This window comes from Xanthomonas euroxanthea (genome assembly GCF_903989455.1).
In the GTDB taxonomy this organism is placed as follows: domain Bacteria; phylum Pseudomonadota; class Gammaproteobacteria; order Xanthomonadales; family Xanthomonadaceae; genus Xanthomonas; species Xanthomonas euroxanthea.
In genome coordinates this window covers 355,090-373,555 of record NZ_LR861803.1, presented here as the reverse complement: position 1 = coordinate 373,555, position 18,466 = coordinate 355,090, and the positions used below count along the sequence as shown (strand labels likewise).

Sequence of the window (18,466 nt, the reverse complement as noted above, 5' to 3'; positions counted from 1 at the left end):
TCCCGCGCGTATCGTGTGCCCGACGTCGGAGAGCGCTCCATCCACGCAACGCGATTGTTTGCAATGCCCCTGTGCGTGTCACGCCAACTGTGCGGACGCGCAGCATGCAATGCAGTGCGTCCGCAAGCCGCAGCGCTGGAAGCCAGGCTCCGCATCTGGCGGGCGACATGCGCAGCTGCTCACGCGTTACGTCATGCAACGCGGAGGTGTCTTGCAGCCTCACCCGTGCAACGTGCGGCCGGCGTGATCTCCCGTGCCGACCTAAACCACCTCAACCGCTGGCCGTCCACCGCGCTGCAAGGCATGCTTTGCGTCTACCGGCGGCGTGATTGCGCCATTGTTTTTTCTTTCCGAGTTCTCCAACGCATGTCCATCGTTCATCGCAGCCTGCTTTTGGCGTTATGCGTCCTGTTGCCCACCGCCGCGCAGGCACGCAACCAAGCCTCGCCTGCACAGCAACGCGAGCAGCAGGTGGCGCAGCTGTTGCGCACCGCCGCCGATCACCCTGCACAACTGCGTGCCTGGCTGCAGGCGATGCCCAAGGGCGGCGACCTGCACAATCATCTGTCCGGCTCGGTGTATGCCGAGGACTACCTGCAGTGGGCCAGCGACGATGGCGCCTGCGTGCAACTGGACGAGCTGAGCCTGCGTGCGCCGCCGTGCGCCAAGGGTCAGGAGCCCGCACGCGACCTGGCCACGCGCAATGCCGCGCTGTATGGCCAGCTGGTGGATGCCCTGTCGATGCGCAAGTTCCTGCCCAGCCCGTCGCAGCCCACCGGACACGACCAGTTCTTCAGCACCTTCGGCAAGTTCGACGCGGTGGTGCGCATGCGCGTTGCCGACACCGTGGCCGCGGTGCTGGAACAGGCCGCGCGCGACCGCGTGCCGTATGTGGAAATCATCGCCAACCCGCCACAGATGGACCAGGCGGCAAAACGGATGCAGGCGTTGCCATGGAAGGGCGACGACGACGCGGCCAACCTGCGCGCCCTGCAGGATGCCTTGCCGCCGCTGGTGCAGGCCGCACAAGGCGCGCTTGCCGACACCGACGCGCAGGTGCGCCGTGTGCTGCACTGCGACCAGCCCACTGCGCGTCCCGGCTGCCAGGTGACGTACCGCTACGTGCCTTATGTGCTGCGCGTGTTGCCGCAGCCGATGGTGTTCGGACAGATGGCGCTGGCGCACGCGCTGATCGCCGCCGGTGGCAGCCGCGCGGTGGCGTTGAACATCGTCGCGCCCGAAGACAACCCGGTGGCGCTGGCCGATTACACCCGCCACATGGCGATGTTCCGCTTCTTCGCCACGCGCTATCCCGACGTGCCGCTGTCCCTGCATGCCGGCGAGCTGGCACTGGGCCTGGTGCCGCCGGCGCAACTGCGCTCGCACATCCGCCAGGCGGTGGATGTCGGTGCACGCCGCATCGGGCACGGCGTGGACCTGCCCTACGAAGACGACGTCGATGGACTGCTGCAGCGCATGCGCGACCAACAGGTTGCGGTAGAGATCAACCTCACCAGCAACGATGTGATCCTTGGCGTCAAAGGCGCCGCGCATCCGCTGGCGATGTATCTGCGCGCCGGTGTGCCGGTGGTGCTGTCCACCGATGATGCCGGCGTCTCCCGCGCGGACATGACCCATGAATATCAACGTGCGATGCAGGAACAAGGCATCGATTACCCCACGCTCAAGCAGCTGGCCCGCAACGGCCTGACCTACAGCTTCCTGCCGGGCGCCAGCCTGTGGGATGCCGACGGTAACGCTGCGCAGGCCTGCGCCACCGCGTTGCAGCGCGACACCGATGATGCTGCCTGTCGAGCATTCCGCCAGGGCAGCGAGAAGGCACGGCTGCAATGGCAGCTGGAAACCGACCTGGCCCAGTACGAGCGCACGCTGTTGCATGTAGGAGCGCGCCCGAGCGCGAACGGGCTTTCCCAGTAACGCCGCGTCGCGCGCAGGCACGCTCCTGCCAACGCGCCTTCCGATCCATCGCCGCTGCAATGCATCCCACCTTCCACGACAAAAACGCAATGACTCACCCGCACACCCCCTCCTCCAAACGCCGCGTCATTCTCGAAGACGACATCGATGGCTTCACGCCTGCGCAGCTGTTGCTGTTGCAGTCGCCCGAGGTCGAGGTGCTGGGCATCAGCGCGGTCAGCGGCAACATCTGGCGCGACGAGGTGCTGGCGCATACCTGCCGCCTGCTGGAACTGGCTGGCCATCCAGACATCCCCGTGCTGCCCGGCCCGGTGCATCCGCTGCTCAACAGCGAACTGGCCACCGAGCGCTGGGAAGCGCTCTACGGCAAGCTGGTCTGGAAAGGGGCATGGACCAGGCACTGGGTGGACGGCGACACCGTGCAGAGCGCGCCGCGCTATCACGCCCACGACGTGGTGCCCGAGCTCGCACTGGGCAATCCCAGCGTGGTGCGCGCGCGTGAGGAGCCAGCCGCGTTGTTCATGCTGCGCATGGTGCGCCAGTATCCGGGCGAGGTGAGCATCATTGCCACAGGCCCGTTGACCAACCTGGCACTCGCGCAATCGCTGGATCCGGCCTTCGCCACGCTGGCGCGCGAACTGGTCTACATGGGCGGCAGCCTCAACCCGCGGCAGCAACGCAACAGCATCAGCGCGCAGCAGTTCGCACGCGAGTTCGTCAACTCGCCACGCCGCGAATTCAATATCCGCTGGGATCCGGAGGCGGCCAGCATCGTCATGCGCGCGCCCTGGCGCAGGATCACCATGGTGCCGGTGGACCCATCGACCGCGACCGAACTCACCCCCGACCTGCTTGCGCGCATGAGCGCTGCCGAGACCAGCATCGGCCACGCATTGCGGCGCCGCGAACCGGGCTTTCCGATGTGGGACGAGCTGGCCACCGCGGTATGGCTGCGCCCGGAGCTGGCGACACGAACCGAAACGCTCTATGTCGATACCAACACCGCCTTCGATGCGGGCTACGGCGACATCCTGTCGTGGGCACCTGGGTATCAACCGGGGCTGGGCGAGCAGGCGCAGACGGTGGTGCACGCGGTGGATGTCCAGGCGTTCGAACAACTCCTGGTAGAGCGCCTCACTGCGCCGCAACCACCGGCAGTCGGCTTGCCGCTACCCCTTCTCTCACCGGGAGAAAAAGCCCCAGGGACGGATGAAGCTGCGCCCCCGAGCCGTGGCGATTGACTGGCAATGCTGAAACGCCGCGCCTGTCATCCACCTTGGTCGTGGCAGCAACCGCAGCTCACTTGACGCATCTGTGCATCCTGCACCATCCGCCGCAGCCCACCAGCCGGTTCAGCAGCGGCGCATTCGCACCACCTGCAGGCCGCGACATCGACTCCCGACTCCCAAATCCCGACTCCCAGCCCTCGACCAGGTGACCCCATGCAACTTCCAGCGCAGTGGCAGGCCGGCATCGATCGCAATACCGAGGTGCTGCGTGGCCACGCGCAGCTGCTCGCCAGCTTCAACGCGCCTCGCCCCGCAGCGCCGGACACCACCACGCCGCGCGGGCTGATCGGCTCCATCGTCAGCACCACCCGCAGCCAGCCCACCCTGGCTGCACGCCTTGCCACCCAGACGCTGGCGCGCATCAACCAGGCCAACGACAGCCTGCGCGCGATCACCCGCCTGCTGCCCGCACGCGCCGCCGCCGATGCCGCGCGCGTGCAGGCCGCGCTGGCCGGCGGCAGCGACGGCGGTGCGCTGGCCGGCGTGCCGTTCGTGGTCAAGGATCTGTTCGACGTCGCCGGCCAGGTCACCACCGCTGGCGCCGTCATGCGCGCGCAGTGCGCGCCCGCCAGCCGCGATGCGGCCGTGGTGCAACGGCTGAGCGATGCCGGCGCGTTACTGGTCGGCACCGCCAACATGGACGAGTTCGCCTACGGCTTTGCCACCGTCAACGCGCACTACGGCACCACCGCCAACCCGCACGATCATCGCCATCTGGCCGGTGGCTCGTCGGGCGGCTCGGCCGCCGCGGTCGCCGCCGGGCTGGTGCCGTTCGCGCTGGGCTCGGACACCAATGGCTCCATCCGCGTGCCGGCCGCGCTGTGCGGCGTGTACGGCCTGCGCCCCACGCACGGCACGCTGCCGCTGGAGGGCGTGTTCGGCTTCGTCGATGCGCTGGATGTGGTGGGCCCGTTCGCCACCTCCATCGCCGACCTGCGCCGCGTCTACGAAGTGATGCTGGGGCAGCCACTGGCCCACTGCACTGCCGGCAACTTGCGCATCGCCCGCCTGGCCGGCTGGTTCCAGCGCAACCTGGATCCCGCGCTGGACGCCGGCCTGGGCGCACTGCTCGCCGCCTGCAATAGCACCGCCCTGATCGAACTCCCCGACGCAGAGCGCGCCCGCGCCGCCGCCTTCGTGCTCACCGCCGCCGAGGGCGGCCACCGCCATCGCGCCGGCCTGGGCACGCACGCCGAGCAATTCGACCCGGCCACCCGCGACCGCCTGCTCGCCGGCCTGCAACTGCCCGCCAGCGCGGTGGCCGATGCACACCGCTTCGCGCAGTGGTTTGGCGCGGCCATGCAGCGCCTCTGGGACACGGTGGATGTATTGATCGCGCCGGCCACACCCTGCGTGGCACCGCGCATCGACCAGGACAACATCCAGATCGACGGCCTGCCGGTGTCCGCACGCGCCAACCTGGGCATCTTCACCCAGCCGCTCGGCCTGGCCGCGTGCCCGGTGCTGGCCGCGCCGTTGCCGCGCCCCGGTCGCCTGCCGCTGGGCGTGCAGCTGATTGCCGCACCCGGCCGCGAAGACCGCCTGTTCGCGCTCGCCGCGCACCTCGAACGCGACGGCCTGCTCGCCTTCAGCCCGCCAGCGGAGACACGCTGATGCTGCATACCTTGCGCGCACGCCGCGGCATGGTCGTGGCCCCGCATCACCTTGCCGCGCAGGCCGGGCGCGATGTGCTGCGCGACGGCGGCAACGCCATCGAAGCGGCCGTCGCCACCGCCGCCTGCCTGGCCGTGGTCTACCCGCACATGACCGGCATCGGTGGCGACGGCTTCTGGCTGATCCACGACCCCGACGGCCGCGTGCACGCCATCGACGCCTGCGGCCGTGCTGCACAGGCTGCGACCCTGGACTTCTATCGCGGCCACGCCAGCATTCCGTGGCGCGGCCCGGGCGCGGCCAATACCGTCGCCGGCACCGTCGCCGGCTGGGCGCTCGCCCTGCAGCAGGCGGGCGGCGGCCTGTCGCTGCAGCGCCTGTTGCAGGACGCCATCCACCACGCCAGTGCCGGCGTGCCGGTCACGCTGGGCGGCGCGCACATCGCCGCCAGCAAGAGTGCCGAACTGCGCGTGCAACCCGGTGCCTACGCCAGCATCTTCGAACCGCACGGCGCGCCGCTGCACGAAGGCGCAATGCTGCAACAACCGCAACTCGCACACACCCTGCAGCGGCTGGCCGACCAGGGCCTGGACAGTTTCTATCGCGGCGCATTGGCCGAGGACATCGCCGCCGACCTGCAGGCGCTCGGCAGCCCGCTGCGCGCGCACGATTTCGCAAGTCATCGCGCCGAGCCCAGCGTACCGCTCTCGGTCGCCATCCACGGCGCACGCCTCTACAACCACGCGCCGCCCACGCAAGGCCTCGCTTCGCTGCTGATCCTTGCCTTGTTCGATCGCCTGCAGGCCGAACACGCCGACAGCTATGCGCACCTGCACGGCCTGATCGAAGCCACCAAACAGGCCTTCCTGATTCGCGACGCGCACCTCGGCGACCCCGCCTGGATGACGCTGGACGCACAGGCGCTACTCGACGACAGCGCCGCACTCAACGCGCTCGCCGCCCGCATCGACATGCGCAGCGCACTGCCCTGGCCGCAGCCCTCGCAGGCCGGCGACACCGTCTGGTTCGGCGCCATCGACGCGCACGGCCGCGCGGTCAGCTGCATCCAGTCCACCTATTTCGAATTCGGCTCCGGCCTGGTGCTGCCGCGCACCGGCATCACTTGGCAGAACCGTGGCTGCAGCTTCCGCCTCGCCGCCGACGGCTGGAACGCGCTCGCCCCGGGCCGCAAACCCTTCCACACCCTCAACCCCGCCCTGGCCACCTTCGACGACGGCCGCGTCATGGCCTACGGCACCATGGGCGGCGAAGGCCAGCCACAAACCCAGGCCGCGATCTTCTCCCGCTACGCGCGCTTCGGCATGCCGCTGCAACAGGCCATCACCGCACCACGCTGGCTGCTCGGCCGCACCTGGGGCGAAGACAGCACGTCACTGAAGCTGGAAGACCGCTTTGATCCGGCACTGGTGCAGGCATTGCGCGATGCCGGGCATGCAGTGGAGCTATTGCCCGCCTACACCTCGGTGATGGGACACGCAGGCGCGCTGGTGCGCGAAGTGAACGGCGTGCTCAGCGGGGCAAGCGATCCGCGCTCCGATGGTGCGGCGGCCGGGTGGTGATGGTCGGGGCTTGTCGGCGCTTCCTGCATCTGCCTCGGTGAGGGGTGGACGTTGCCGGTAGCCAGCTGCGCCATCGCGCCGGAGCGGCGGCTTGCACGCTGGCAGAGGCGAGCGCTAGCGATCAGGACTCCAGCCAGGGCGGAACATGGCATAGACTCCGGGCATGCTCTCCAAGGCGATGATGGCGGACCCAGCCGCGCCGATCGCTGCACAGGACGCGCTTGCTTTTTTGGGCATGCGGGGCGATGAAGAGGGATGTCGCCGCGCTTATTCGACACGCATCAACCCTTCCACTAAGGAGAGCCACATGACAGAGCAAGACGACAATCAACCGAACCTGGAGGACGTCAAGCTGGCGTTCGACGGCCAGAGCGTGGATTGGTATCTGCAGAAGTTGGTCGCCACCGTCAACACCTCGAACGTGCAGTTCGGCATCACGCTGTTTGTCGAAGGCATCATCGTGTCGGGCCAGCTGGTCAGCGGGAAGCAGTACTTCGAGGCATTTGCGCAGGAATTCTCTGCCGCCTATCCCGGCGATGCCGAGGAAAAAGAGGATATCCGCCGTGCGTTTGCCAGCCACGCCAGCATCTACGACACCGAAGAAGATGCCGAGCAGAGCAGCACGCCGCCGCAGTTCCTCCACCTGATCGACTCGCGTTGCTTCTCGCCCGGCGGCCAGCCCCTGCCCAGCAACCGTGGCGTGCTCTGGCGCGGCAAGCTCAATGCCGTGTCCGGCTTCACGCTGGGATCGCTGTCGGCGGATTGAGCCTGGCAAGCTCCACGTTGGTGTGAGGTGCCTGTCACCTCACAGTGGGCTGTTGGAAATAACGCCAGGAGCACGCTCACGGCTGCACAGCAGCCAAGCGTGCTTGCGCTTGCTGACAACGGTGCGCTCGCCAACGCCTTCCGTTGGCTCTCGGCATCAGACCGGCGCTGTTCGAATGGCAGCAGCGCCGCGCGGGAATGCCGACGCAGACAGCTTGAGCGTGGGCCGCGGGCTGTGGCCGATGGCAAACGTCACTGCCGCGCAAGGCACGCGCGCTCGTGGGCTTCGTGATGCGCTTCAGAAAATCCGCTGCCGCCCTCTCGTCGTAGCGTGGCACGAACTGGCCTCCACGCACTGCGCGCAGCATCGCGCAATCGCCGGCACTCACGGCTGCAAACGATCGCCCCGCCCTGCAACCAGTGACGCTGCCAGCAGCAACACGCTGGCACCGACGAAGGTGGCGCCGATCGACACATGATCCAGCAGCACGCCGCCTGCGGCACCACCCAGCAGGATCGAGAGCTGGATTGCGGCCACCATCAGGCCGCCACCGCTTTCCGGTGCGTCCTTGACGCAGCGGCTCAGCCAGGTGGACCAGGCCACCGGCATCGCCGAATTGAACATGCCCCAGGCAATCATCGCCACGGCCACGGCCCACACCAGATGGCCGGCCAGCAGCATGCTGATGGTCGCCACACCCAACGCAACCGGCAGCACGCTGAGCAGGGTGAACAAGCGCTTGGGCACCAGCGCGGTGGCGGCATAGGTCCCGACGAATCCGGCCAGACCCAGGCCGAGCAGCAGCAACGACAGCTGCGACACATCGACCTGCGCGACGGTTTCCAGAAACGGGCGGAAGTAGGTGAACGCAGAAAACGCGCCGGCAAACCCGAGCATTATCGCCAGCATGGCGCGCGCCACATACCCACGCTTCAACAAGGTGACGATGCCACCCAGCGAGGTGGCGCCTCGCGCGGGCATCGACGGCAGGCTGCGCCATTGCCAGAGAATGGTCAGCGCCACCAGTGGCAACATGCCCCAGAACACCCCGCGCCAGCCGATGGTGGCGCCCAGGTAGCTGCCCAGGGGCGCGGCGAATGCACCAGCGACCGCGTTACCGATAAATGTGATGCCCAAGGCCTTGGGCACCGCATGCTCGGGCATGATGCGCATCACCGTGGCAGTGGACAACGCCCAGAACCCGCCGATGGTGATGCCGAGCAGCGCACGCGCCACCATCAACATGCCAAAGCTGTGCGCGTTGGCGATCAACAGCAGCGACACCAACATCACCCCGGTCAGGGCGAGCAACACATGGCGCCGGTTGAAGCGCGACGACAACGGTGCGACCAGCAGGCTGGCGGCCACCGCGAACAGGCCGGAGATCGAAATCGCCTGGCCGGCCATGCCGGCGCTGGCATGCAGATCGGCAGCAATTGGCGTGAGCAGGCTGACCGGCATGAACTCGGAGGCGATCAGCAGCGCAACGCAGAGCGACATCGAGCCGACCGCGCTCCAGGTCTGGCGTGTTGCGACAGGTGCAGCGCGCGAAGATGGATCGGTAGCGAGCGAACTGGCTTGCATATTTGGCCTTTGTGCGAAGTGGGATGCGAGATGAACGCCACGCCGCAAGCGCGCTGACGCGGCGCTCGATGGCGAACGTGGTGTCCGGAAGGAATGCGCTGCAGGCAGCGATGCACTGCATCGACCTGCCACCGCAGCGACGCACGACGGGCGCAATGCAGCAACGGATGCTGCGGCTAGTGCGTGCATGTGTCTGGAGGTGCCGCAGCTTACGCAGGCAGCGGGCGGCGATAAAGCTGGTGGATTGGCACAGGCCTATGAAGCCGGCTCATCAACCGCGCATCCGTAGGTGATCGTGCAGCGTGATGCGCCACCATCGTTCGACACCGACTTCGGTTTGCGCGAGTGCAGCCCAGGCGTGCGCCCATGCTGCGATCGCACCGGAACGATCGGTCGGTGCCAGCTGTGCCGGCTGCGCGCATCGGTGCTGCCGGCAACGCGGCAGATCCATCAGCCTTTGTAGCGCAAGGCGTCGACTACCAGGTTGAAGGCGGAGGAGGAATGTCGGCGGCTGGGGTAGAACGCGTGCAAGCCCGGCCAGGTCGGCGACCAGTCCTTCATCACCCAGCGCAGCCGCCCGGCCTTGATGTGCGGGCGTGCCAGATCCTCCTGCACGAACGCGATACCGAAGCCGTCCACCGCCGCGTCCAGTGCTTCGTAAGTGCCATTGAAGGTCAGCTGGCCGTCCACGCGCACGATGACTTCGCGGCCGTCCTTTTCCAGCTCCCAGGCATAGATGCCGCCGGCGGTTTTCATGCGCAGGTTGATGCAGCTGTGTGCGGTGAGGTCCTGCGGCGTCCTGGGAACGGGGCGGCGCGCAAGATAGGACGGCGCGGCGACGATGGCCATGCGCATGTCCGGCGCGATGCGCGCGGCGATCATGTCCTTCTCGACCTGATCGCCCAGCCGCACACCCAGGTCGTAACGGTCGGCGACGATGTCGGTCAAGCCGTTGTCGACCACGATTTCGACCTTGATTTCGGGGTAGTCGCGCAGCAGCCCGGACAGCTTGGGCCACAGGATCGCGCGCGCGGCGTAGTCGGTGGCGGTGATGCGCACGGTGCCTGCGGGGGTGTCACGCATGTCGCCGAGCGCAGCCAGCGCCTCCTCGATTTCCGCAAAGCGCGGCGCCACCGTCTGGATCAGCCGCTCGCCGGCTTCGGTCGGCGCCACGCTGCGGGTGGTGCGGGTCAGCAGGCGCACACCCAGCGTCGCTTCCAGCCCGCGGATGGTGTGACTCAGCGCCGACTGCGAAACCCCCAGCTTGGCGGCAGCACGGGTGAAGCTGCCCTCGCGAACGATGGCGATCAGCGCCAACAGGTCCTTGAAGTTGTCGCGCGCCATTGGTGAATCTCTTTCATGGAATACGGGAAACTGTAGCAGTTGGTGCCATGGGGACCGCGTGGACTGCGCTTCTCCCGCTGGGGACGCTGATGCAGCGCCTGCACGCGACGAGCGTGCTTGCAGTGGTGCGACCGCGCCAGCGATTTCTCGACCAGGTAGCCGGTCAGGAACTCCAGCCCGATGCGGTCGGCTGCCCAGCGCGGACCGGGGCGCTGCGCAAAGGTTCGGGTGAGGGGCAAGTGGCCAAGCAGGCGATGTGTCACTTCTGATGCCGCGTGGCGGCGCGTTTGTCATTGCAAGGGCTGAGAGCCCTGTGCGGCGCCCCCTCATCCGCCCTGCGGGCACCTTCTCCCGGCGGGAGAAGGTGCACAACGCTGTGCAAGCTGCCTGTCGCATTTTTTGCAACGCGCACCCCTAAAAAAACCGCTTTGGGGTGACAGGGCCGGTTCGTATAGTCGAATCGACAGGCGCCGCCTGCCGCGCGCGCCTGTCGCCACGATGTCACCGGGCAATCGCCGGGCAATGGACCGCCCAGCGTGCTCCCCCCTTTCCACGCCGCCTGCGGAGGCCTCATGCACCAGTTCGTGTCGCATCGCGGTCCTGGCAGCGCCGGCAGAACACCACATTCGCACGGCACCCCATGCTGAGCGCGCAACGCACCTCATCCGCCCCCTGCTCGGGCGCACGCGCGGTCGACCGCTGCGATGCCCTGGGACTTGCGCCCTACAGCGACACACCCGGCGGGCTGTTCCGCGCCTGGCTCAGCCCGGCGCATCGCGCCGCCGTTGCACAGGTGGGCGAGTGGATGCACCAGGCCGGCATGCAGGTGCGGCTGGATGCAGCGGCCAATCTGGTCGGGCGCTACGAAGGCGCACGCGCCGACGCACCGGCGCTGCTGATCGGCAGCCATCTGGACAGCGTGCGCGATGCCGGGCGTTACGACGGCCCGCTCGGCATCCTGCTCGGCATCGAATGCGTCGCCGCGCTGCATGCGCAGGGGCGGCGTCTGCCGTTCGCGATCGAGGTGATCGCCTTCGGCGACGAAGAAGGGTCGCGCTTTCCTGCCTCGATGTTCTGCAGCCGTGCAGTCGCCGGCACGCTCGACCCCGCCACGCTGGCGGTCACCGATGCGGCCGGCATCGACGTGGCCAAAGCGCTGGCGGAGTGGGACCTGGATATCGCCCAGATCCAGCAGGCCGCACGCGCGCCCGGCAGCGTGCTGGCCTATCTGGAAACCCATATCGAACAAGGCCCGGTGCTGGAAGCGGCAGGCCTGCCCGTCGGCATCGTCACCGCGATCGCGGCGCAGCGGCGCTTTGCGCTGCGCTTCGACGGCCGCGCCGGCCACGCCGGCACCACCACCATGGCCCTGCGTCGCGATGCATTGAGCGCCGCTGCCGAGGCCCTGCTGGCGATCGAAGGGATTGCACGCGCCGGCAGCGACGATCTGGTCGCCACGGTCGGCAAGCTCAACGTCGCACCCGGCGCCACCAATGTGGTACCGGGCCGGGTGGACTGCACGCTGGACGTGCGCGCCGGCGACGACGCAACGCGCGATGCAGCAGTGCTGGAGATCGAACAGGCGCTCGCGCGGATCAGCGCCAGCCGCGGCATCGCCATCGCCATCGACCCGTTGCAGACCTTGGCCGCCAGCCCCTGCGCACCGGCGCTGATGACCCGTCTGCAACACGCAGTCGCCGCACAAGGCATCGCGCCACGCCAGCTGGTGTCCGGCGCCGGCCACGATGCGATGGTGATGGCCGCGCTCTGCCCCACCGCGATGCTGTTCGTGCGCTGCGCCGGCGGCATCAGCCATCATCCGGACGAACACGTGGCCCCGGCCGATGCCGAGCTCGCACTGGCGGTCATGCGCCACTTCATCGAACACCTGGGAGATCCCCTTGTCACCTGATCTGCGTCACCTGCCTACCTTCGGCGAGCTCGATCCCCCGCAACGGCTGTTGATGGGCCCGGGCCCGGTCAATGCGCATCCGCGTGTGCTGCGCGCGATGGCGGCCGACCTGCTCGGCCAGTTCGACCCGGAAATGACCACCTACATGAACGAGGTGATGGCGCTGTACCGGCCGCTGTTCGGCACCGAAAATCGCTGGACGTTTCTGGTCGATGGCACCGCGCGCGCCGGTATCGAAGCGGCGCTGGTGTCGCTGGTCAGCCCGGGCGACCGCGTGCTGGTGATCAACTTCGGCCGCTTCGGCCTGCTGCTCACCGAAATCCTCGGCCGGCTCGGTGCCGACGTGCACACCGTGGATGCGCCCTGGGGCGAAGTGGTGACGCTTGCTGCAATCGCCGAGGCGATCGAGCGCGTGGCACCCAAGCTGGTCGCCACCGTGCACGGCGACACCTCCACCACCATGGCCCAGCCGCTGGATGGCGTGGGCGCGCTGTGCCGCGCGGCCGGCGCGCTGAGTTACGTGGATGCCACTGCCACCATCGGCGGCATGGAGATCGCTAGCGATCGCTGGGACGTGGACGTGGTCACCGGCGGCCTGCAGAAATGCCTGGGCGGGCCGTCCGGCTCGGCACCGATCACCGTCTCCAACGCGGCGGCCGAGGCGATCTTCGCGCGCCGCCATGTCGAACGCGGCATCGTGCGCGCCGACATCGTCGACGGCAGCGGGCCGCGCATCGCCTCCAATTATTTCGATCTGGCGATGATCATGGATTACTGGTCCGACAAGCGCCTCAATCACCATACCGAAGCCACCACCATGTTGTACGGCGCCCGCGAATGCGCGCGCGTGGCGCTGCAGGAAGGCCTGGATGCCCGCTTCGCCCGCCACGCCGCCGCCGGGCGTGCGGTGAGCGCGGGCATCCGCGCGTTGGGGCTGGAGGTGTTCGGCGACGATGCGCATCGCATGAGCAATGTCACTGGCGTGGTGATTCCACCCGGCATCGACAGCGATGCGGTACGCCGACGCATGCGCGAGGATTTCGAGATCGAGATCGGCACCGCGTTCGGTCCGCTGCAGGGCAGGATCTGGCGCATCGGCGCAATGGGCTACAACGCGATGAAGCACAAGGTGCTGATCACCCTGGCCGCGCTGGAAGCAGTGCTGCGCGCCGAAGGCTACGCCTGCACACCGGGGCTGGCGGTGGACGCCGCCCTGGCGGCCTGGCACGCGGAGCCGCATGCATGAACACGGCGCGCGACCTGGTCGGCTATGGCGCCACCCCACCTGCGGTGCAGTGGCCCGGGGGCGCACGCATCGCGGTGCAGTTCGTCATCAACTACGAAGAGGGCGCGGAAAGCTGCGTGCTCAACGGTGATGCCGGCTCGGAAGCCTTTTTGTCGGAGATGGTCGGCACGCAAGCGCAGCCCGGCGCGCGCGCCATGGCGATGGAGAGCCTGTACGAATACGGCAGCCGTGCCGGCTTCTGGCGGCTGCATCGGCTGTTCACCACGCGCAATGTGCCGGTCACCGTGTTCGGCGTGGCGCAGGCACTGGCCTCCAACCCCGAGGCGGTGGCCGCGATGCAGGCGGCCGACTGGGAAATCGCCAGCCACGGCCTGCGCTGGATCGACTACCAGCGGGTGGACGAGGCCACCGAGCGCGCGCATATCGCGCAGGCCATCGCCGTGCACACCCGCGCCACCGGCAGCCGCCCACTGGGCTGGTACCAGGGCCGCACCAGCCCCAACACCGCGCGCCTGGTCGCCGAGGAAGGCGGCTTTGTCTACGACGCCGACAGCTATGCCGACGATGTGCCGTATTACGACACGCGCCACGGCCGCGCGCAGTTGATCGTGCCGTACACACTGGACGCCAACGACATGAAGTTCGTCGCCTACAACGGCTTTGCCGATGGCGAGCCGTTCTTCCGCTACCTGCGCGATGGCTTCGAGCAACTGCGCAGCGAGGGCGGCCGCATGCTGTCGGTCGGCCTGCACGGGCGCATCGTCGGCAAGCCGGCGCGTGCCGCGGCCCTGGCACGGTTTGTCGATCACGTGCTGGCCAGCGGCGATGCCTGGATTGCGCGCCGCATCGATATCGCGCGGCATTGGCTGCAGGTCCATCCGGCATGAGCATCGACACCACCGACATCGACCTGCCCGAGGTGATCGCGCAAGTGACCGCGGCCTTCCACGCCTACGAACAGGCCCTGATGGGCGACGACATCGCCGCGATGGACGCGCTGTTCCACCCCGCACCCAGCACGGTGCGCTACGGCGTGGGCGAGGTGCTGTACGGCATCGAGGCGATCCGTGCCTTCCGCATCGGCCGCGGCGGCTCGCCGCAACGACAGCTCGTGCACGTGGAAGTGCATGGCTTCGGTCGCGACTTCGCCACCACACATGCGGAATTCGTTCGTGCCGGCAGCAGCGCGCGCGGCCGCCAGAGCCAGAGCTGGGTGCGTTTTTCCGACGGCTGGAAAGTGGTGGCCGCGCATGTCTCGCTGCAGGGGACGCATGCATGAGCGCGCTCGACGACAACATGCTGGACGATGCCGCCTTCGTGGCGCGCTACCGCGAGCTGTTCGAGCATTCGCCGTGGGTGGTCGAACGCGCCGCACGGCGGCGCCCGTTCGCCGATGTGTACCGCGGGCTGATGCAGGTGGTGTTCGACGCGTCGCAGGAGGACCAGGTTGCGTTGATCCGCGCCCATCCGGAGCTGGCCGGCAAGGCGGCGATCGACCGCACGCTCACCGCCGCATCGGCGGCCGAGCAGGCCGCGGCCGGATTGGACAGGCTCAGCGACGCCGAGTTCAAGCGCTTCCACGCGCTCAATCAGGCCTATCGCCACCGGTTCGGATTTCCGTTCGTGATCTGCGTGCGGCTGCACGACAAGGCCGGCATCCTGGCCGCACTGGAACGCCGGCTGGATGCATCGCGCAGCGAAGAACTGTCCACCGCCCTCGCCGAGATCGGCAAGATCGTTCACCTGCGCCTGGAGGCACTGCCATGAGCCTGGCCCAACTCGAACGCGAGCTCCACCACGATCTGCAACGCCTGGCCCACGGCGGCGATGCATGGACGCAGCCGCGCGTGCATCCGGCCGGGCACGTGTATGACGTGGTCATCGTCGGCGCCGGCCAGAGCGGCCTGGGCGCGGCGTTCGCACTGCAACGCGAGCGCGTGCACAACGTGCTGGTCATCGATGAAAACGCCGCGGGACAGGAAGGTCCGTGGGTGACCTATGCGCGCATGCAGACCCTGCGCACGCCCAAGCAGATCACCTCGATCGACCTGGGCGTGCCCTCGCTGACCTTCCGCGCCTGGTGGGAAGCCCAGCACGGCAGCGCCGGCTGGGACGCGCTGGACAAGATTCCGCGCGGCAGCTGGATGGACTATCTGCGCTGGTACCGCGCGGTGCTGCGCTTGCCGGTGCGCAATGCCACCCAGCTGGCGCGCGTGGAGCCGGACGTGGCGCCGGGCATCCACCGCCTGCATCTGGCCATGGGCGCGCCGCTGCTCACGCGCAAGCTGATCCTGGCCACCGGCATCCAGGGCGGCGGCCAATGGATGGTGCCGGACTGGATCAGCCGCGCCCTGCCCGCGCAGCGCTACGCGCACACCTCCGGCCACATCGACTTCGCCGCGCTGGCCGGCAAGCGCGTGGGCATCTTGGGCGGCGGCGCCTCGGCATTCGACAATGCCTGTTTCGCGCTGGAGCAAGGCGTCGCCAGTGCCGAAGTCTTCGTGCGCCGCAGCGCATTGCCGCGCATCAATCCGTTCCGCCACATGGAACAGGCCGGCATCATTCCGCGCTTTCTCACGCTGCCGGATGCGGACAAGTACCGGATGATGGCCAGCTTCTTCGCACACAACCAGCCGCCGACCAACGACACCTTCCAACGCGCCTGCGCGCATGCCGGCTTTGCGCTGCACCTGGGCGCGCCGTGGCTGGAGGTGGCCGAGCGCGATGGCGAAGTGGTGGTCCGCACACCGCAGGGCGAGCATCGCTTCGATTTCCTCGCCGTTGCCACCGGCCTGGTCACCGATCCGCAGCTGCGCCCGGAACTGGCCGCGCTGTCCGGGCGCATCGCCTGCTGGGCCGACCGCTACCAGCCGCCGCCGGGCCAGGCCAATCCGGTATTGGATGCACATCCCTACCTGGGGCCGGGCTTCGAACTGCTGCCGCGCACGCCCGAGGATGCCGCGCTGCTGCATGGGGTGTTCGCCTTCAACTATTCGGCGCTGATCAACCACGGCCCGTCGGCGGCAGCGCTGTCCGGGCTCAAGGTCGCATTGCCACGGCTGGCCCGCGCGGTGGCCGATCAGCTGTTCCTGGACGACCGCCAGGCCATCGTCGACAGCTACCTGGCCTACGACCAGCCCGAATTCGTCGGCCAATGGCCGCAACCGACCCAGGCGGTGGCATGAGCACGCTGTCCACCCATGTGCTGGATACCGCCACCGGCCGCCCCGCCGCCGGCATCGCATTGCGCCTGTTCGCCGATGCCGGCCTGCACTTTGCCGGGGTCACCAACCAGGACGGGCGTTGCCCCGAACTGGCCGCGCTCACGCTGCAACCCGGCCGCTATCGGCTGGAGTTCGAGGTGGCCGGCTATTGGCGTGCCACCGGCACCGCACTGCCGGACCCGCCATTCCTGGAGCAGATCCCGATCGCGTTCGGCATCGCCAACGACGGCCATTACCACGTGCCGCTGCTGCTTTCGCCGTACGGGTATTCCACCTACCGCGGCAGCTGAGCGGCAGCCGCTTCGGCAACCGACCGGCGGAGCATACGCCGCGTTGCGCATCGGCCCCGTAGAATGGCGCCTTTCCGGCGACAGGCCGGGGCCCCGGAATTGTCATGATCCACAACGATGTACTGCGCAGCATCCGCTACATGCTCGACCTCAGCGACGACAAGGTAGTGGAGATCACCCACCTGGCCGACCCGGAGTTCGCGCTCGACAAGCCGCAGGTACAGGCCTGGCTGAAGAAGGAGGACGAGCCCGGCTTCGAGCCCTGCACCGACGCGATGCTGGCGCGCTTCCTCGACGGCCTGGTGCTGCGTTTCCGCGGCCGCGACGAAAGCCAGCCGGTACGTCCGCTGGAAACCCGTGTCGGCAACAACCTGGTGCTGAAGAAGCTGCGCGTGGCCTTCGAGCTGAAAGACGTGGACATGCACGCCATCTTCGCCAGCGCCGGCTTCCCGCTGTCCAAGCCGGAACTGTCTGCGCTGTTCCGCCAGCCCGGCCACAAGAATTTCCGCCCCTGCGGCGACCAGCTGCTGCGCGCTTTCCTCAAGGGCCTGACCGCCCGGATGCGCGAAGCGGGTTGATGTCTGGGTGGTGAGATTTGCCTGGCCTTTTGCCGTGTGTGTCCCCAGCAACGCGTGGCAAGCAAAACTTGACGTCCTTCAACAACCGTCGAGTGCGCAACAGCCGGCCCTGCTCCCGTCTGTTACCCCCGCTGTCATCGCACGTGCTTGGACAGCGCGGATAGATCCGTTGCAAAGCGGCTGATCTGCGGCTTGGCTGCAGGGCCCTTGCCTGCCCACCATCGCGGGACACGCCGCAAGTACGTCCGTGTAGGCTCTGGCGCGGCATCCATGCCGCTCAAGGTCCCGCGACGGTGGGCAGGCAAGGACCAAGCGAGATTGCAGGCAAAGTGCGCCTGCTCGCCGCGGCGCGTAACGCAAATCCAATGGCGCTGTCGATACGCTCGCGTTCAGCGCACACGGACGTGATCGGATGGAACCTGCAACACAGCACCGTCCACGCGATCGGCAAGGCGAACCCGCCCTTGCTATTTTGTTGGTGCTCGCACTGCATGGTGTATTCGCGCTTTGGCTAAGCCGCATACCGCCGGTCGCTGTAACCGATCGCCAGCGCAGCAGCTCGCCGCGCATGACGCTGGTGTTTTTACCGCGCCCGCTGCAAGCAGCCGGTCCACAGGCATCACCGCCCGGCATGATCACTCGGTCGCCATCGTCGCAACGCGTGGTAAATACAGCGAGCGCGGCGATGCCTCGCAGCACGCAAACACTGGCACAGGTGGACATGCGGCGATCAGCACGCTCATCAGACAGCCCCGTCGCTACATCTGGTAATACTTCGCAGTCGTTGAATCTTTCACTACCGGCCACCGTCGTCGATACGGCAACGCCCACACGCAATTTCATGCAACGCACCGCGCCGGTGGACTATCAGGCCACCCGCTTTGCTGGTGACTGGACGCCGGATGGTGGCGAGATTCAGCAGACCTGGGCCTTTCGTTCCAAGCTTGCCGGTGCCGCGCTATCGCTGACCGGCGCGCTGGAACGACCCTGCAACCAACGCGAGCGCGATCAGCGTTTGCGCAGATGCTTCGGAAAGCAGTACCAGGGCGATATGGATCCGCCAATCACGCGAGCGAAGTGACAGGACTGCAGAGTCTTCCC

General features: G+C 67.9%; 17 protein-coding genes. 15 read left to right on the top strand and 2 right to left on the bottom strand.

Annotated features, from left to right (window positions below; genetic code table 11):
- The first annotated feature begins 366 nt into the window (after positions 1 to 366).
- From H7A86_RS01565 to gvpU, 5 genes are all read left to right on the top strand, one after another.
- Complete coding sequence (locus tag H7A86_RS01565) at positions 367 to 1,938, top strand: adenosine deaminase family protein (RefSeq protein WP_180708001.1); 1,572 nt, start codon at positions 367 to 369, stop codon at positions 1,936 to 1,938.
- An 89-nt stretch (positions 1,939 to 2,027) separates the two neighbouring features.
- Positions 2,028 to 3,179 (top strand): nucleoside hydrolase, encoded by a 1,152-nt coding sequence (locus tag H7A86_RS01560; RefSeq protein WP_119130628.1) that lies wholly within the window; start codon positions 2,028 to 2,030, stop codon positions 3,177 to 3,179.
- A 201-nt stretch (positions 3,180 to 3,380) separates the two neighbouring features.
- Positions 3,381 to 4,841 (top strand): AtzE family amidohydrolase, encoded by a 1,461-nt coding sequence (locus tag H7A86_RS01555; RefSeq protein WP_119130233.1) that lies wholly within the window; start codon positions 3,381 to 3,383, stop codon positions 4,839 to 4,841.
- Positions 4,841 to 6,421 (top strand): gamma-glutamyltransferase, encoded by a 1,581-nt coding sequence (gene ggt, locus H7A86_RS01550; RefSeq protein ID WP_119130231.1) that lies wholly within the window; start codon positions 4,841 to 4,843, stop codon positions 6,419 to 6,421. The genes H7A86_RS01555 and ggt overlap by 1 nt, the downstream gene beginning before the upstream one ends.
- Before the next feature lie 307 nt (positions 6,422 to 6,728).
- Positions 6,729 to 7,187, top strand: a complete 459-nt coding sequence (gene gvpU, locus H7A86_RS01545) for a gas vesicle accessory protein GvpU (RefSeq protein ID WP_104583975.1) — start codon at positions 6,729 to 6,731, stop codon at positions 7,185 to 7,187.
- Between the two features lie 384 nt (positions 7,188 to 7,571).
- Here gvpU and H7A86_RS01540 read toward each other — a convergent pair whose 3' ends face one another.
- On the bottom strand, positions 7,572 to 8,771 hold the full coding sequence (locus H7A86_RS01540) for an MFS transporter (RefSeq protein ID WP_119130229.1): 1,200 nt from the start codon (positions 8,769 to 8,771) through the stop codon (positions 7,572 to 7,574).
- A gap of 450 nt (positions 8,772 to 9,221) precedes the next feature.
- On the bottom strand, positions 9,222 to 10,115 hold the full coding sequence (locus H7A86_RS01535; protein ID WP_104583911.1) for a LysR family transcriptional regulator: 894 nt from the start codon (positions 10,113 to 10,115) through the stop codon (positions 9,222 to 9,224).
- 89 nt (positions 10,116 to 10,204) lie between these two features.
- Between H7A86_RS01535 and H7A86_RS01530 the strand changes: the two genes are divergently transcribed.
- From H7A86_RS01530 to H7A86_RS01485, 10 genes are all read left to right on the top strand, one after another.
- Positions 10,205 to 10,384: a hypothetical protein gene (locus tag H7A86_RS01530; protein WP_180708000.1), complete on the top strand. Its 180-nt coding sequence runs from the start codon at positions 10,205 to 10,207 to the stop codon at positions 10,382 to 10,384.
- Between the two features lie 371 nt (positions 10,385 to 10,755).
- Positions 10,756 to 12,027: an allantoate amidohydrolase gene (locus H7A86_RS01525; protein WP_119130225.1), complete on the top strand. Its 1,272-nt coding sequence runs from the start codon at positions 10,756 to 10,758 to the stop codon at positions 12,025 to 12,027.
- Positions 12,017 to 13,273 carry a pyridoxal-phosphate-dependent aminotransferase family protein gene (locus H7A86_RS01520; RefSeq protein ID WP_119130224.1) on the top strand — a complete coding sequence of 419 codons (1,257 nt, stop codon included), beginning with the start codon at positions 12,017 to 12,019 and terminating at the stop codon, positions 13,271 to 13,273. The genes H7A86_RS01525 and H7A86_RS01520 overlap by 11 nt, the downstream gene beginning before the upstream one ends.
- Positions 13,270 to 14,160: an allantoinase PuuE gene (gene puuE, locus H7A86_RS01515; RefSeq protein WP_119130223.1), complete on the top strand. Its 891-nt coding sequence runs from the start codon at positions 13,270 to 13,272 to the stop codon at positions 14,158 to 14,160. Before H7A86_RS01520 ends, puuE begins: the two co-directional genes overlap by 4 nt.
- The gene (hpxZ, locus tag H7A86_RS01510) at positions 14,157 to 14,552 is read left to right on the top strand and encodes an oxalurate catabolism protein HpxZ (protein ID WP_119130221.1); all 396 of its coding nucleotides are present in this window, start codon (positions 14,157 to 14,159) and stop codon (positions 14,550 to 14,552) included. The genes puuE and hpxZ overlap by 4 nt, the downstream gene beginning before the upstream one ends.
- On the top strand, positions 14,549 to 15,040 hold the full coding sequence (gene uraD / locus H7A86_RS01505) for a 2-oxo-4-hydroxy-4-carboxy-5-ureidoimidazoline decarboxylase (protein ID WP_104649573.1): 492 nt from the start codon (positions 14,549 to 14,551) through the stop codon (positions 15,038 to 15,040). Before hpxZ ends, uraD begins: the two co-directional genes overlap by 4 nt.
- Positions 15,037 to 16,458, top strand: coding sequence for an FAD-dependent urate hydroxylase HpyO (gene hpyO, locus H7A86_RS01500; RefSeq protein WP_119129324.1), 1,422 nt, complete (start codon positions 15,037 to 15,039; stop codon positions 16,456 to 16,458). The genes uraD and hpyO overlap by 4 nt, the downstream gene beginning before the upstream one ends.
- Positions 16,428 to 16,787 (top strand): hydroxyisourate hydrolase, encoded by a 360-nt coding sequence (uraH, locus tag H7A86_RS01495; RefSeq protein WP_119129323.1) that lies wholly within the window; start codon positions 16,428 to 16,430, stop codon positions 16,785 to 16,787. Before hpyO ends, uraH begins: the two co-directional genes overlap by 31 nt.
- A 104-nt stretch (positions 16,788 to 16,891) precedes the next feature.
- Positions 16,892 to 17,365, top strand: coding sequence for a YehS family protein (locus H7A86_RS01490; RefSeq protein WP_016901421.1), 474 nt, complete (start codon positions 16,892 to 16,894; stop codon positions 17,363 to 17,365).
- A gap of 412 nt (positions 17,366 to 17,777) precedes the next feature.
- On the top strand, positions 17,778 to 18,446 hold the full coding sequence (locus H7A86_RS01485) for a hypothetical protein (protein ID WP_232099185.1): 669 nt from the start codon (positions 17,778 to 17,780) through the stop codon (positions 18,444 to 18,446).
- Positions 18,447 to 18,466 lie beyond the last annotated feature (20 nt).

Bases quoted from the DNA above. Each gene is read 5' to 3' on its own strand.
- H7A86_RS01565 (WP_180708001.1), top strand. From the start codon at position 367: ATGTCCATCGTTCATCGCAGCCTGCTTTTGGCGTTATGCGTCCTGTTG.
- H7A86_RS01560 (WP_119130628.1), top strand. From the start codon at position 2,028: ATGACTCACCCGCACACCCCCTCCTCCAAACGCCGCGTCATTCTCGAA.
- H7A86_RS01555 (WP_119130233.1), top strand. From the start codon at position 3,381: ATGCAACTTCCAGCGCAGTGGCAGGCCGGCATCGATCGCAATACCGAG.
- ggt (WP_119130231.1), top strand. From the start codon at position 4,841: ATGCTGCATACCTTGCGCGCACGCCGCGGCATGGTCGTGGCCCCGCAT.
- gvpU (WP_104583975.1), top strand. From the start codon at position 6,729: ATGACAGAGCAAGACGACAATCAACCGAACCTGGAGGACGTCAAGCTG.
- H7A86_RS01540 (WP_119130229.1), bottom strand. From the start codon at position 8,771: ATGCAAGCCAGTTCGCTCGCTACCGATCCATCTTCGCGCGCTGCACCT.
- H7A86_RS01535 (WP_104583911.1), bottom strand. From the start codon at position 10,115: ATGGCGCGCGACAACTTCAAGGACCTGTTGGCGCTGATCGCCATCGTT.
- H7A86_RS01530 (WP_180708000.1), top strand. From the start codon at position 10,205: ATGCAGCGCCTGCACGCGACGAGCGTGCTTGCAGTGGTGCGACCGCGC.
- H7A86_RS01525 (WP_119130225.1), top strand. From the start codon at position 10,756: ATGCTGAGCGCGCAACGCACCTCATCCGCCCCCTGCTCGGGCGCACGC.
- puuE (WP_119130223.1), top strand. From the start codon at position 13,270: ATGAACACGGCGCGCGACCTGGTCGGCTATGGCGCCACCCCACCTGCG.
- hpxZ (WP_119130221.1), top strand. From the start codon at position 14,157: ATGAGCATCGACACCACCGACATCGACCTGCCCGAGGTGATCGCGCAA.
- uraD (WP_104649573.1), top strand. From the start codon at position 14,549: ATGAGCGCGCTCGACGACAACATGCTGGACGATGCCGCCTTCGTGGCG.
- hpyO (WP_119129324.1), top strand. From the start codon at position 15,037: ATGAGCCTGGCCCAACTCGAACGCGAGCTCCACCACGATCTGCAACGC.
- uraH (WP_119129323.1), top strand. From the start codon at position 16,428: ATGGCCGCAACCGACCCAGGCGGTGGCATGAGCACGCTGTCCACCCAT.
- H7A86_RS01490 (WP_016901421.1), top strand. From the start codon at position 16,892: ATGATCCACAACGATGTACTGCGCAGCATCCGCTACATGCTCGACCTC.
- H7A86_RS01485 (WP_232099185.1), top strand. From the start codon at position 17,778: ATGGAACCTGCAACACAGCACCGTCCACGCGATCGGCAAGGCGAACCC.